Source organism: Algoriphagus sp. AK58, from assembly GCF_014324365.1.
Classification (GTDB): Bacteria; Bacteroidota; Bacteroidia; order Cytophagales; family Cyclobacteriaceae; genus Algoriphagus.
Window position 1 is genome coordinate 66,362 of sequence record NZ_QEIG01000005.1, and the last position, 13,005, is coordinate 79,366.

Consider the following 13,005-nt stretch of genomic DNA (forward strand, 5'->3'; position numbering starts at 1 on the left):
GCGAAATGTGCCCAGCTTCTTTTCTCTGTTTTTAACTTGATGAAGGGTTGTTTTTTTGTGTTTGTTCTATCTGAATAGATGTAACGTTTTTCCACTTTTTGGTAATAAAGTCGTCGTATATAATAAAGAGAGTAAAGTAGCTTCAGCTTTAGTTAGTGCAAGGATAATGATGGAATGGAATTTTTCGTTTGATTTCAGTATTGGACTAATCGATATGTAGGGAATAAATAAAAAAAACCACTCTTTTGGAGTGGCTTTCTAGTATGGAGTAAGATGTCAATTATCCTTTAATCACCGAGAAATCGAATGTTTCCAAAAACTTTGTGGTGAAGTTTCCTTCTTTGAATTGCTCATTTTCAAGCAAGGCTATATGGAATGGAATAGTAGTCTTGATTCCGTCGATGACGAATTCTTCCAAGGCACGCTTCATTCTCACAATCACTTCCTCTCTGGACTGACCGCTCACAATCAGCTTGGCAATCATGGAGTCATAGTTTGGTGGGATCACATAGCCCGCATATACGTGAGAATCCACTCTGACTCCTCGACCTCCCGGAATATGAAGGTTGTTGATTTTTCCTGGGCTAGGACGAAAGCCGTTGGCAGGATCTTCTGCATTGATTCGGCACTCCATGGCGTAGAGCTTGGGGAAATAGTTTCTTCCAGAAATGGTTTCACCCGCGGCAACCTTAATTTGTTCTTTAATCAGGTCAAAGTCCGTTACTTCCTCTGTAATGGGATGTTCTACCTGAATTCGGGTGTTCATCTCCATGAAGTAGAAGTTACGATGCTTGTCAACCAAAAACTCAATCGTGCCAGCACCTTCGTAGCCGATGGCTTCAGCACCTTTGATGGCCGCTTTGCCCATCGCTTCTCGTAACTCCTCGGTAATGAATGGGGAAGGGGTTTCCTCGACCAGTTTCTGATGTCTTCTCTGGATGGAGCAATCTCGCTCAGAGAGATGGCAAGCTTTACCTGTTTTGTCACCGACTACCTGAATCTCAATGTGTCGTGGTTCCTCAACGAATTTTTCAAGGTAAAGACCGTCGTTTCCAAAAGCCGCACCGGATTCCATTTTGGCATCATCCCATGCTTTTTTGAATTCTTTGTCTTCCTTGACAATCCTCATTCCCCGTCCACCACCACCGGCGGTAGCTTTTAGAATCACAGGGTAGCCCATCTCATTGGCGATTTTCAGGCCCTGCTCTATAGAATCCAACAATCCATCCGAACCTGGAATGGTAGGTACGCCGGCTGCTTTCATGGTCGCCTTGGCAGTAGCCTTATCGCCCATTTTGGCGATCATATCCGGTGAGGCTCCAATAAACTTGATTCCGTATTCTTCACAAATTCTGGAGAATTCTGCATTTTCAGAGAGGAAACCATATCCCGGATGGATGGCATCTGCATTGGTAATTTCCGCCGCCGCAATGATCCGAGGAATATTCAGGTAAGATTCACGGCTAGGTGCAGGACCGATACAAACAGCTTCATCAGCAAATCGCACATGAAGACTGTCTTTGTCAGCAGTGGAATATACGGCCACGGTTTTGATGCCCATTTCTTTGCAGGTTCGAATTACCCGAAGGGCGATTTCACCGCGGTTGGCAATTAAGATTTTCTTAAACACGCTCTTTTTGATTTAGTGGAAAAATCATCCAGCTGGATCAACAAGGAACAAGGGCTGGTCGTACTCTACTGGTGTTGCATTCGAAACCAAGATTTTAACAATCTTTCCGGAAACCTCAGATTCGATTTCGTTGAAAAGCTTCATGGCCTCGATTATGCATACTGTCTGACCAGCTTTCACAGATGAACCTTCAGTAACGAAAGGAGCTGAATCCGGATTTGGGGTCAAGTAGAAAGTTCCGATCATGGGAGATTTAATTTCTACCAGATTGGATGGGGTAGAGGCTGGTGCTGCTGTTGGAGCTGGAGCAGCCGCAGGTGCCGGCGCAGCCGCCACTGGGGCATGTACCGGAGCAGGAGCATGCATGATGACCGGTGCTGGAGCTACTGTCGCAGAATCCGCATATTTTTTAATGGAAAGTTCGAATTCTTCGGTCTTGATTTTGACCTCTGCCAGGCCGGAGTTGGAGATATAATCGATCAACTCCTGAATCTCTTTCGCTTTCATAGGGTTCTTTTTTTGTTCAATGTCTTTGGACATCTTGGGGTTGGGTTAAAAACAATAAAGCTGTGTAATTTACAGAAATCACACAGCCAATTACAATTATTTTACTCTTTCCGAGTATGATCCGTCTCTCGTGTCCACTCTTATCAAGGTGTCCTGATCCACAAAGAGAGGTACCATCACTGTGGCGCCGGTTTCTACTGTCGCAGGTTTCAGGGCATTGGTGGCGGTATCGCCTTTGATACCGGGCTCGGTGTACGTTATCATTAATTCCACGAATGGAGGCAACTCTACCGAAAGCGGGGTTTCCGTTTCTGCATGTACAAGAATGTCCACGTTTTGTCCGTCTTTCAATAGTTTCGGTCTTTCGATAAGTCTTTCTTCCAAGGTAATCTGTTCGAAAGTCTCCGTGTCCATGAAGTTATAGCCCATGTCATCCGCATAAAGAAACTGATGAGGCCTTTTTTCAACTCTTGCCGTGGTTACTTTTTCACCTGCGTTAAAAGTCTTGTCCAGTGTTTTTCCTGTTTTGAGGCTTTTCAATTTTGTTCTAACAAAAGCCGCTCCTTTGCCTGGTTTTACGTGCTGAAACTCGACAATTGAAAAAATGTCGTTGTTCATCTCCAGACAAAGTCCATTCTTGAAATCTGCAGTACTTGCCATAGGTTAGTTTATATTCTGTTAATTATTTCGGATCGTAGGCCCATTTCAGGTAAATGGATCCCCAAGTAAAACCACCTCCAAAGGCAGCGAGGATCAGATTGTCTCCTTTTTTCAGTTGGTGTTCATATTCCCAAAGACACAACGGAATCGTGGCTGCGGTGGTATTTCCATATCGCTCGATATTCATCATGACTTTTTCAGGTCCGACCCCCATTCGATTTGCTGTAGCATCGATGATTCGCTTGTTTGCCTGATGAGGTACAAGCCAGGCAATATCCTCGCCTTTCAGTCCGTTCCGTTCCATTACTTCAGCACTCACATCAGCCATATTGGTTACTGCAAATTTGAATACCGTAGCGCCTTCCTGATAGGCAAAATGTTCGCGGTTTAGGACTGTCTCGGTTGAGGCGGGTTTTCTGCTTCCTCCGGCTTTCATGTGAAGGAAAGGTTCGCCTGAACCATCGGCTTTTAGAATAGCATCCATGATGCCCATTTTTTCCGTAGTAGGCTCAAGAAGTACGGCTCCGGCACCATCTCCAAAAAGAATGCAGGTGGTTCGGTCTTGGTAGTCCACGATGGCAGACATTTTATCTGCACCAACTACCACTACCTTTTTGTGAGTACCTGCTTGAATGAATTGAGCGCCCAGTTGAAGCGCATACAAAAAACCGGAACAGGCAGCACCCACATCAAAAGAAAAGGAGTTTTTTGCACCGACTTTGTCTGCGATAATATTTGCAGTTGCAGGAAAAGGCATATCAGGGGTTACCGTCGCACAGATGATTAATTCGATATCCAAAGGATTGGTGCCTGTTTTCTCCAAAAGACCTTTTACTGCTTCGATACCCATGACGGAGGTCCCCTGGTTTTCACCTTTTAGGATTCTTCTTTCTTTGATACCCGTGCGGGAGGTGATCCATTCGTCGTTGGTATCCACTAGGGATTCAAGCTCTTTGTTGGTCAGACGATACTCCGGGACGTATCCCTGAATACCGGTAATCATGGCTCTGATTTTGTCCATTTTGCTAGGTTTGATAGTGAGAAATTTCGAAAAGATTTCTCAAACTGGGCTGTTTGTCTTTCAGGAATTTCCTGAGCAGGGCCAAAAATAGTACAATGCCCTCTGACCACCAAAACCAAACCATCCCAGTGTGTTTAAGTACTTAAAATTCAGTTGTTTTCAGTTTTTAGAAACAAAAAATCCATCCCTCAAAAGGGATGGATTTGAAAGATGACTTGATCAAAGATTGATTAAGCTCTGATTTCTTTTTCGATGATTACCTGTCCTTTGTAATACAGTTTACCATCAAGCCAGAAAGCTCTGTGAGGTAAATGCATTTCTCCGGTAGTAGGACATTTTGCCAATCCAGGAGCTTCCAGTTTATAGTGAGTTCTTCTTTTATCTCTTCTGGTTTTCGAAATTTTGCGTTTAGGATGTGCCATTTTATGCGTGGTTTATGATTGTTCTTTATTTTTTAATTTTAATAACTTTTCCCATCGAGGATCAATGGGCTTTGATTCCTCATCTTTTGGGCCATCATCTTTGGTAAATACTTCATTTTCTGATTCATTATCCAAATAGATGTAACCCCCTTCGGTATCGTAATCCTCCTCATCATCCAGTTCATTTCTGTAATCAGGATGAATTTTTTTGGCCGGTAGTGCCAATAGGATAAACTCATAGATCAATTGTGCCACATTGATCGAGGGAGTATCCCTTGTGATCATGTATACATTTTCATCTATTTCCTGCTCTTCAGACCCATATTTATAGATCATCTTTTCTGAGATATTCAGGGGATGATCAAATACTTCCAAGCTTCGGTCGCAGGTGAGTTCTACGGTACCATTAATCAAAAAGGTAAGTTCAATCAAATTGACTCCCTTTTCCATGATGACCCGTACGGTCAACTTTCCTTTCTCCAGGATTTCATTGTCTTCGAAGCTCTGAAAAAAGTCGTCTCCAATTTCAAAGTCAATTTCATGTTGTCCTTCTTTGAACTTAATGACTTCAATATCAAAGGTTTTCCAGAATTTCACGATTCTTCCTCCTGATTTAAGACCGCAAATGTAGGCAATAATTTAAAATAGCCGAAACTGTTTTAAAATAAAATTTGGTTTTGATTCTATTTTTTGATGAAACTTTCACCCTTCCGCATCCTCTCCATGATGTAAGGTGGCAATATCAGCTGCCAAGTGCAGGGCCGCTCTCATAGAGCCTTCGTCTGCGATGTTTTTACCGGCAATATTGTAGGCCGTGCCATGGTCAGGGGAGGTCCGGATTACAGGAAGTCCAGCAGTAAAGTTTACCCCAGAGCTAAATGCGATAGATTTGAATGGAATTAACCCTTGGTCATGGTACATAGCCAGTACGCCATCGAATCGTTTTTGGTGCATCATTCCAAAGAATCCGTCTGCAGGATAGGGGCCAAACACATACTGGTTTTTATCCTTCATTTCTCGGATAGCAGGTTTCAAAAGTTCTTCCTCTTCTGTGCCTAAGAGTCCATCTTCACCAGCATGCGGGTTGAGTCCAAGAATGGCGATTTTTGGCTTATCTATTCCGAAATCCTCTTTTAGACTTTTTAGGAAAATGGAGGTTTTCTGGAGGATTTTTTCTTTGGTCAATGACTCGGATACTTTGGCTAATGGAATATGGCCGGTTACTAATCCTACCCTCAAGTCTTCGCTGACCATCATCATCAGGCTGTCTTTTGCACCTACTGCCTGAGTGATAAATTCGGTATGGCCAACAAAGGGAAGTTCTTCCGAATTGATGTTGTTTTTATTGACAGGGGCCGTGACTAGACCTTGAATTTTTCCAGACTTCAGGTCTTCTACGGCGACCTTGAGGGATTCCAATGCAAATTTACCAGCTTCCTGAGTTTCTACGCCGGGTATAATTTCCGGACATTCCTCGGTCACATTGATCACATTGATTTTTCTATGTTGTATCTCTTCGACGGTTCTGATTTGCGAAAAATTGAAATCTTCCAGGCTGATCAGCTTTCGGTAAAAAGTCAGCACTTTTCCATGACCATAAATAAGCGGAGTGAAAGACTTGTATACTCTTGCATCTGCTAAAGCTTTGAGAGTGACCTCAACACCAATCCCGTTGATGTCTCCGATGCTGATTCCAATGATGGGTTTATGTTTTCTTGCGCTCATGCTAGTTTTCTTTCCTCAGGGGTCAATGGACAATTTTCCAAGGCATTTTGGAATATTCCCGTATTTTTAGGCCTGCAATTTATAAAAATTTATCAGAGCCGAAGGATGGAAAAAGTCAAACCTAAAAAGCACCTCGGGCAGCATTTTTTGACCGATTTGAGTATCGCTGAGCGAATCGCTCAGGCAGTCAAAGGTCATGGTGGCGTAAGCAAGGTGCTGGAAATAGGTCCAGGTATGGGTGTATTGACAGATTTCCTTCTGAAGGGGAATTTGGATCTATACCTGATAGATATTGATAAAGAGAGCATTGGATACCTACATCAAAAATACCCACAGCTTGGAGATAAAATTATTGACGGAGACTTTTTGAAATATGATTTTTCCAAAGTCTTTCCTGATAAATACGCCATAGCTGGCAACTTTCCTTACAATATTTCTTCACAGATCTTTTTTAAAGTGCTGGATGACAAAGACCGGGTAACTGAGGTGGTCTGTATGCTCCAAAAAGAAGTAGCCCAACGGATAGCTTCTCCGAAAGGAAATAAAGATTACGGAATCCTTTCAGTGCTACTGCAGGCTTGGTACGATATTGAGTACCTGTTTTCCGTGCCGCCAGGGGTATTCAATCCTCCACCTAAAGTCAATTCAGGTGTGATTCGGCTTACCCGAAATCAGACCGAAAAACTGAATTGTGATGAGAAGTTATTCAAGCAAGTGGTGAAGGCTGGCTTTGGAAATCGCAGAAAAACGCTTCGGAATTCCCTGAAATCCTTTCAACTTTCCGAAGAATTCAAATCAAATCCTATCTTGGACAAGCGCGCTGAGCAGTTGGATGTGGCGGAATTTGTGTTTTTGACCCAACAAATCGAAAAAGGTCGTGGAGCCCATTAAGCAATTTGAGCTATCGAAAGAGTACCTGGAAAGTCTCCAACTGGGGATTGAGGAGGGAAATATTGACTTTATCCTCGAGTCACTCGATGGGGTCAATGTAGCTGATATTGCCGCCTTGTTGGATGAATTGTCCATGCAGGAGTCCATTTATGTGCTTCGGCTTTTGGAGAAGCAGTTGGCTTCCGATATTCTGATCGAGTTGGACGAAGATACCCTGGCCAAGGTTCTTCCGGAGTTGGAAATAGCGGAAGTCGCGTCTTGGATCGAATTGATGGATTCCGATGACGGAGCTGATATCGTGAGTTTTTTCCCTGAAAAAGAAAGGGAGGAGATCATTGCCGAAATTCAGGACAAGGTAAAGCTGGATCAAATCCTCGAACTCCTACGGTATGAGGAAGACTCTGCCGGGGGTATCATGGCCAAGGAATTTATACGGGCCAACAAAAACTGGAATGTAGTCCAGACCATCAATGAGATCCGACGACAGGCGGAAAATGTAGAAAAAATCTACTCTATCTATGTCGTCAACAACAAGCAGCAACTTCTCGGTAGGGTCTCTTTGAAAAAAATTATTTTGGCAGCTGCAGAGACTAAAATCGAAGATATCTACGATGAAGATGTGATTTCTGTGCCAGTCCACCTGGATCAGGAAGAGGTCGCCTCCATCATGAGAAAGTATGACTTGGAATCGGTGCCAGTAGTCAATGCCAAAAATAAGTTGGTGGGAAGAATTACCGTAGATGACATCTTGGACGTCGTGCAGGAAGAGGCAGATGAAGATATTCAGGCAATGGCCGGGGTGTCGGCTGACATTGAGGAATCTGACTCGGTGTTTACGATTTCGAAGGCCCGTTTGCCTTGGCTGCTTATCGGTGTGATCGGTGGATTGATGGGAGCAAAAATTATCGGCTTTTTTGAGGACGGGTTGAGTAAATATTTGGCCCTGGCTTCCTTTATTCCTTTGGTCGCAGCTACAGGAGGAAATGTGGGGATTCAGGCATCTTCACTGATTGTACAGTCATTGGCATCCAAGTCCGCATTTGACGATACTCCTTGGCAAAGATTTCTCAAAGGTTTGTTTGTGGCCTTATTGAATGGCTTTGTGTTGGGAGGCTTTGTCTTTTTGGTTGTAGTATTTCTTTATGGATTCGAACCTATTTTCGGGATTACGGTGGGAGCAGCCTTATTCTGTGTAGTGTTGCTGTCCTCCTTCATGGGTACGGTGACACCCTTGGTTCTGAATCGTTTCGGGATCAACCCTGCTATTGCTTCCGGTCCATTTATCACCACCACCAATGATCTCTTAGGCTTGGCAGTATATTTTGGTGTGGCCATGCTGTTGCTTAAACTTTGATTATGAAGATTTTAATCATCGACGAGATGCATCTGAGCATCCTCGATATGCTGGAAAAGGAAGGCTTTCAGGTCACCTACACTCCCAAAATCACCCGTGCTGAAATAATCGATCAAGTAGGTGAGTACGAGGGATTGATAATCCGTTCCAAAACTCCCATGGATCGGGAGCTTTTGGAAAAAGCAACTCGACTGAAATTTATCGGAAGGGCAGGGGCAGGCTTGGATCAGATTGATCTGGATTATTTGGCTGACCGCGGAGTGAAGCTTTTCCATGCGGCAAAAGGAAATCGGGATGCGGTAGCAGAACATGCTATTGGTGGGCTTTTAGCCCTTTTTAACCATATCCCAAAAGCGGACCTAGAAGTCCGAAGGGGGATTTGGGACAGAGAGGGAAACCGTGGCCATGAATTGATGGGCAAGACCGTTGGCATTTTCGGCTACGGAAATATGGGAAGGGCTTTTGCCAAAAGACTGAAAGGTTTTGGTGTTCAAGTATTGGCCTATGATAAATACAAAGTTGACTTTGGAACTGAATCCATACAGGAGGTGATGTGGGAAAAACTAAAGGCCGAGGCGGATATTTTGAGTATTCATGTGCCTTTGACTCCTGAGACTAGAAATTTTTTCACTTTGGAGGAGCTAAAAAGTTTCTCTAAACCCTTTTGGTTGATCAATACAGCGAGGGGAGAGGTAATCAGTTTTAAGACACTCAATCAAGCCTTGGATCTAGGAGTTCTTAGAGGGGCTGTTTTGGATGTCCTGGAAAATGAGAAATTCCAAAAGTTTTCTCCTGAGCAAAAGTCAGAGTTCGAGCGATTGGCCCAGCGTGAAAATGTGATCTTTTCTCCCCATGTGGCAGGGTGGACCTTTGAGTCCTATGAAAAGATCAACAGTGTTTTAGTCAAGCAAATCAAAAGGGAGTTCAGGAATTAAAATCAGCGAAAATGGCCCGTAGGAGTATTTTTTTTCGACTTGTTTTGTGAGAATGCTTTCCTATCTTTGCAGTGTACATAAAGGCAAACACGAAGTAACGGTCTCCGGAAAGTGACCGTTACTTTGTTTTTTGTGCCTTTTGAAAATCAGTTAGCTATGTCAAAAGTACAGTATTACACCGAAGAGGGACTGAAGAGGTTGAAAGATGAACTTCAGGAGTTGAAGACCAAGGGAAGAGCGGATATCGCCCGTCAGATTGCCGAGGCGCGTGACAAGGGAGATCTCAGTGAAAATGCCGAGTACGATGCGGCAAAGGATGCTCAGGGCCTTCTCGAACTCAAAATTGCAAAGTTGGAGGAGGTAGTAGGCAATGCCCGTGTACTTGACAATTCCAAAATGGATACTTCCAAGGCGGGTATTTTAAGTACCGTCAAAATCAAAAACGTCAAAAATGGGATGACGGTAAGTTACACTTTGGTGTCGGAGGAAGAGGCCGACCTGAAGGCAGGGAAAATTTCCCTCGCTTCTCCATTCGGAAAAGGACTGGTTGGGAAGTCTGTGGGCGAAATCGCAGAAATCAACGCTCCTGCAGGAAAGCTTCAATTCGAAATCCTGGAAATCAATTATTAAAACACTAATCGAATCCCGGTAATCCTATCGGGATTTTTTAATTCTTATATAGTATGGCAAGCATCTTCACCAAAATCATCAATCGAGAAATTCCCGCTCAAATCATTGCAGAGGACGAACAGCATATTGCTTTTTTGGATATCATGCCACTGGTCAAAGGGCATGTTTTGGTAGTTCCGAAAAGAGAGGTGAACTATATTTTTGACATGGAGCCAAATGAACTGGCAGCCCTTCACCTTTTTGCTCAGAAAGTGGCCAAAGCCATGGATAAAACCATCAAGTGTACCCGAATCGGGGTGGCGGTGATTGGATTGGAAGTACCGCATGTGCACATTCACTTGGTGCCCTTGAGGACGATGGATGACATTAATTTTACAAGACCGAAATTGAAATTGAGTCCTGAGGAACTGGCTGAAGTGGCTGAGGTGATTAGAGGGGAATTTTGAGTGAACAATGATCAGTCTCAGTGGTCAGTGAACAGTCACAGTGATCAGATGATATTGGTAAGTGTGTATCCTTATTAAATTAAATAAATTGTTCACTAGTGAATAGATGTGGCGATTAAATGAGATGATCACTTTATTTTTGATTGTAAAAAAACAGATCCGGAAATAGCCTAAGTTGAATATAAAACTTGGGCTATTTTTTTGTTTTAGTAGATTTAATAAGATCTAAATATACTAACATGGACTTCAAAGAACTTTTAGCTTACCAAAAGGCCTTCAAGCTTGCGATGGAGATTTTTCAACTTTCCAAAAGTTTTCCAAAGGAAGAACGATATTCCCTAACAGATCAAATCAGAAGGTCTAGCAGGTCTGTTTGTACTTGTATTGCAGAAGCTTACCGAAAAAGAAAGTATCAGGCTCATTTCATCTCTAAACTCAGTGATGCTGATATGGAAAATAGCGAGACCCATGTTTGGCTAGAGTTTGCATTCGCCTGTGAATATATCGAAGAAGCTACCCACGAAAGATTGGTATCTGAGGTTATTGAAATTGGCAAACTTCTAAATTTCATGATGCTAAATCCGGAAAAATTCGGATCAAAAAATCAATCTAAAAGTTAAATCCTAAAGAAAAACATTGGGTCAGCTAAATTTTATCCGCTGACCCAATGTTGCATGACCAATCCTTGGTTATTGCAACTAACAACTGGTATTGTCCACTTTTCACTTCTATTGAAAGCTGAACCCTGAGACTATTTTCTAACCACTGATCACTGAGACTGCCTACTGCCTCTGTCCACTGCTCCCTAAAACTGTCTACTATTCACTGATCACCGAATCACTTAACTTCCTTGATCCAAATATTCCGATACAGTACATCATGGCCTTCGGCTTGAAGTTTTAGCCCTCCGGGAGTATCGGTGATGCCTTTTCCTCCGTCATTTCCCCCATCAATTCCTGAATTAGGACCACCCCAGACCTGCTGGATTTCCACATTGTCGTGGATTTTTACGCCGTTGAAATAGACAGTTACTCTAGCTTTTTCGGTCAACTTTCCGTTTTCGAATCGGGCAGCCCGGAACTGAATGTCATACGCATTCCATTTTCCTACTCCGTTGTACACTTTTTGGGTTGGGAGGTGCTCATTGATCACTGCGGCCATTCCATGAAGGCCATAGTCTCCATCCAGAATTTGGATTTCGTATCGGTTTTGAAGATAAACCCCGCTATTACCTTTTTCCTTTAGGACCAAAAACTCGACGTGTGCTTCAAAATCCCTAAACTCATCTTTGGTTACGATATCTGCGGCACCATATTTTCCTCCTGCTCCAGCAGGATCATTGGCTGAAATGGCTTTTTTACCATCCACGGGATCAGTGACTTCCGGCCATTTGATAGGCATTTCAGAAGAAAAGCGCGGTCCCTCCCAGTATTTCCAGTTTTTGTGGAGAGATTCCTTGGTGCCATCGAGATACACTTTGGCTCCTTTGGGAGGTTTGGTACCGAGATAACTTGCGGTTTGTGAAAAAGCAGATAAGGAAAAGAGCATGCAAAGGGCAAAAACTCCAAGAAGTGCAATTCGATTCATAGGTTTAGGGTTTATTTTGTCTATTCGGGTTTAAACCGATTTTATTCATCCTCAATTTGGCTAATTTTATCTGAAATCAAACTTTTTATCAGATGAAATGCCTATGAGAAAATGCTTCTCACACAGGGAAATGATTATCCAGGGCATTCTCCCGATGAAAAATCGGGACAGGCTATGTGGCAAATGAAAATCAAATTATAAACACATGAAATCGAGCATGACGCAAGCGACATACAGAGGGAGGATTATAGTCCATGCGAGATTCCATCTGACCATTAAAAATCAAATTATAAACAGATGAAATGGCAAGGCAGAAGACAAAGCTCCAATATCGATGACCGACGGGGGCAGGGTGGTCCAAAGATGGGGGCAGGAGGTTTTAATCCCATGCTCCTTGGCCCTCTGTTGAAGATTTTATTTTCCAAAGTGGGATTGGTCCTCATCGGATTGTTTTTGGCTGTTTCCTTTTTGACAGGTAATAACCCACTTTCTCTTTTGGGTAATCTTCTGGGAGGTGGTGGCATGAGCTCTGCCGTGGAGTCAAATTACGCTCCTACTGCAGAGGAGGAAGAGCTTGCGGCTTTTTCGGCTACCATCCTTGCAGATACAGAAGATGTTTGGAACCAGCTGATTGAAAATTACAGAGAACCCACTTTAGTGCTTTTTACCGGATCGGTTTCCTCGGCGTGTGGATCAGCGAGCAGTGCCACAGGTCCGTTTTATTGTCCTGCGGATGAAAAGCTCTACATCGATCTCAGCTTTTTTGAAGACATGGAGACCAAATTAAGAGCAGGTGGAGACTTTGCCTATGCCTACGTCATCGCACATGAAGTAGGTCATCACATCCAGAAAATCATGGGAATCACTGACAAAGTCCATAATCTAAGAGGGAAAGTCAGTGAAAAAGAATACAATCTGAACTCAGTCCGATTGGAGCTTCAGGCTGATTTTTTGGCTGGAGTTTGGGCTCACCACATCCAGAAAATCTCAGGCATGATGGAGTCAGGTGACCTGGAAGAAGCCTTGAATGCAGCCAACGCCATCGGGGACGATCGACTTCAAAAACAAGCGACAGGTCAAGTGGTTCCTGATTCATTTACCCATGGCACTTCTGCTCAACGGATGAAATGGTTTAAAAAAGGATTTGAAACCGGAGACCTTTCTCAAGGCGATACCTTCAGTGCCAGAGACCTTTAA

At 43.3% G+C, this 13,005-nt stretch carries 15 protein-coding genes; 7 read left to right on the forward strand and 8 right to left on the reverse strand.

All coding sequences use genetic code 11. From position 1 onward, the window contains the following. Nucleotides 1-280: 280 nt before the first annotated feature. The 7 genes from accC to pdxA all read right to left on the reverse strand — a co-directional run bounded on the left by accC (nt 281) and on the right by pdxA (nt 5,965). Entirely contained in the window at nt 281-1,630 is a 1,350-nt protein-coding gene (gene accC, locus DDT91_RS04035; protein ID WP_187174855.1) for an acetyl-CoA carboxylase biotin carboxylase subunit, read from the reverse strand. A gap of 24 nt (nt 1,631-1,654) precedes the next feature. Beyond that, nucleotides 1,655-2,137, reverse strand: coding sequence for an acetyl-CoA carboxylase biotin carboxyl carrier protein (gene accB, locus DDT91_RS04040; protein ID WP_187174856.1), 483 nt, complete (start codon nt 2,135-2,137; stop codon nt 1,655-1,657). 96 nt (nt 2,138-2,233) lie between these two features. Then, the gene (gene efp, locus DDT91_RS04045; RefSeq protein WP_187174857.1) at nt 2,234-2,797 is read right to left on the reverse strand and encodes an elongation factor P; all 564 of its coding nucleotides are present in this window, start codon (nt 2,795-2,797) and stop codon (nt 2,234-2,236) included. Between the two features lie 22 nt (nt 2,798-2,819). Beyond that, on the reverse strand, nt 2,820-3,818 hold the full coding sequence (locus tag DDT91_RS04050; protein WP_187174858.1) for a beta-ketoacyl-ACP synthase III: 999 nt from the start codon (nt 3,816-3,818) through the stop codon (nt 2,820-2,822). A 230-nt stretch (nt 3,819-4,048) separates the two neighbouring features. Continuing rightward, on the reverse strand, nt 4,049-4,240 hold the full coding sequence (gene rpmF, locus DDT91_RS04055) for a 50S ribosomal protein L32 (RefSeq protein ID WP_187174859.1): 192 nt from the start codon (nt 4,238-4,240) through the stop codon (nt 4,049-4,051). 12 nt (nt 4,241-4,252) lie between these two features. Further along, on the reverse strand, nt 4,253-4,837 hold the full coding sequence (locus DDT91_RS04060) for a DUF177 domain-containing protein (RefSeq protein WP_187174860.1): 585 nt from the start codon (nt 4,835-4,837) through the stop codon (nt 4,253-4,255). Nucleotides 4,838-4,942: 105 nt separating this feature from the next. Next, on the reverse strand, nt 4,943-5,965 hold the full coding sequence (gene pdxA / locus DDT91_RS04065; RefSeq protein ID WP_187174861.1) for a 4-hydroxythreonine-4-phosphate dehydrogenase PdxA: 1,023 nt from the start codon (nt 5,963-5,965) through the stop codon (nt 4,943-4,945). 105 nt (nt 5,966-6,070) lie between these two features. Here pdxA and rsmA point away from each other — a divergent pair, with 105 nt between their 5' ends. From rsmA to DDT91_RS04095, 6 genes are all read left to right on the forward strand, one after another. Then, nucleotides 6,071-6,856, forward strand: coding sequence for a 16S rRNA (adenine(1518)-N(6)/adenine(1519)-N(6))-dimethyltransferase RsmA (gene rsmA / locus DDT91_RS04070; protein ID WP_187174862.1), 786 nt, complete (start codon nt 6,071-6,073; stop codon nt 6,854-6,856). Then, on the forward strand, nt 6,843-8,210 hold the full coding sequence (mgtE, locus tag DDT91_RS04075) for a magnesium transporter (protein WP_187174863.1): 1,368 nt from the start codon (nt 6,843-6,845) through the stop codon (nt 8,208-8,210). Before rsmA ends, mgtE begins: the two co-directional genes overlap by 14 nt. 2 nt (nt 8,211-8,212) lie before the next feature. Then, nucleotides 8,213-9,145: a 2-hydroxyacid dehydrogenase gene (locus DDT91_RS04080; RefSeq protein WP_187174864.1), complete on the forward strand. Its 933-nt coding sequence runs from the start codon at nt 8,213-8,215 to the stop codon at nt 9,143-9,145. A 156-nt stretch (nt 9,146-9,301) separates the two neighbouring features. Further along, on the forward strand, nt 9,302-9,775 hold the full coding sequence (greA, locus tag DDT91_RS04085; RefSeq protein WP_187174865.1) for a transcription elongation factor GreA: 474 nt from the start codon (nt 9,302-9,304) through the stop codon (nt 9,773-9,775). Between the two features lie 53 nt (nt 9,776-9,828). Then, on the forward strand, nt 9,829-10,221 hold the full coding sequence (locus DDT91_RS04090; protein ID WP_187174866.1) for an HIT family protein: 393 nt from the start codon (nt 9,829-9,831) through the stop codon (nt 10,219-10,221). 188 nt (nt 10,222-10,409) lie between these two features. Then, on the forward strand, nt 10,410-10,841 hold the full coding sequence (locus DDT91_RS04095; RefSeq protein ID WP_255502016.1) for a four helix bundle protein: 432 nt from the start codon (nt 10,410-10,412) through the stop codon (nt 10,839-10,841). Nucleotides 10,842-11,058: 217 nt separating this feature from the next. Here the strand turns inward: DDT91_RS04095 and DDT91_RS04100 are convergent, their stop codons facing one another. Beyond that, entirely contained in the window at nt 11,059-11,808 is a 750-nt protein-coding gene (locus DDT91_RS04100) for a DUF1080 domain-containing protein (protein ID WP_187174867.1), read from the reverse strand. A gap of 297 nt (nt 11,809-12,105) precedes the next feature. On the opposite strand from DDT91_RS04100, the gene DDT91_RS04105 reads away from it, so the two are divergent. Next, nucleotides 12,106-13,005, forward strand: a complete 900-nt coding sequence (locus DDT91_RS04105) for a neutral zinc metallopeptidase (protein ID WP_187174868.1) — start codon at nt 12,106-12,108, stop codon at nt 13,003-13,005.

Bases quoted from the DNA above. Each gene is read 5' to 3' on its own strand.
- DDT91_RS04105 (WP_187174868.1), top strand. From the start codon at position 12,106: ATGAAATGGCAAGGCAGAAGACAAAGCTCCAATATCGATGACCGACGG.
- DDT91_RS04090 (WP_187174866.1), top strand. From the start codon at position 9,829: ATGGCAAGCATCTTCACCAAAATCATCAATCGAGAAATTCCCGCTCAA.
- pdxA (WP_187174861.1), bottom strand. From the start codon at position 5,965: ATGAGCGCAAGAAAACATAAACCCATCATTGGAATCAGCATCGGAGAC.
- rpmF (WP_187174859.1), bottom strand. From the start codon at position 4,240: ATGGCACATCCTAAACGCAAAATTTCGAAAACCAGAAGAGATAAAAGA.
- accB (WP_187174856.1), bottom strand. From the start codon at position 2,137: ATGAAAGCGAAAGAGATTCAGGAGTTGATCGATTATATCTCCAACTCC.
- efp (WP_187174857.1), bottom strand. From the start codon at position 2,797: ATGGCAAGTACTGCAGATTTCAAGAATGGACTTTGTCTGGAGATGAAC.
- DDT91_RS04050 (WP_187174858.1), bottom strand. From the start codon at position 3,818: ATGGACAAAATCAGAGCCATGATTACCGGTATTCAGGGATACGTCCCG.
- rsmA (WP_187174862.1), top strand. From the start codon at position 6,071: ATGGAAAAAGTCAAACCTAAAAAGCACCTCGGGCAGCATTTTTTGACC.
- DDT91_RS04080 (WP_187174864.1), top strand. From the start codon at position 8,213: ATGAAGATTTTAATCATCGACGAGATGCATCTGAGCATCCTCGATATG.
- DDT91_RS04100 (WP_187174867.1), bottom strand. From the start codon at position 11,808: ATGAATCGAATTGCACTTCTTGGAGTTTTTGCCCTTTGCATGCTCTTT.
- greA (WP_187174865.1), top strand. From the start codon at position 9,302: ATGTCAAAAGTACAGTATTACACCGAAGAGGGACTGAAGAGGTTGAAA.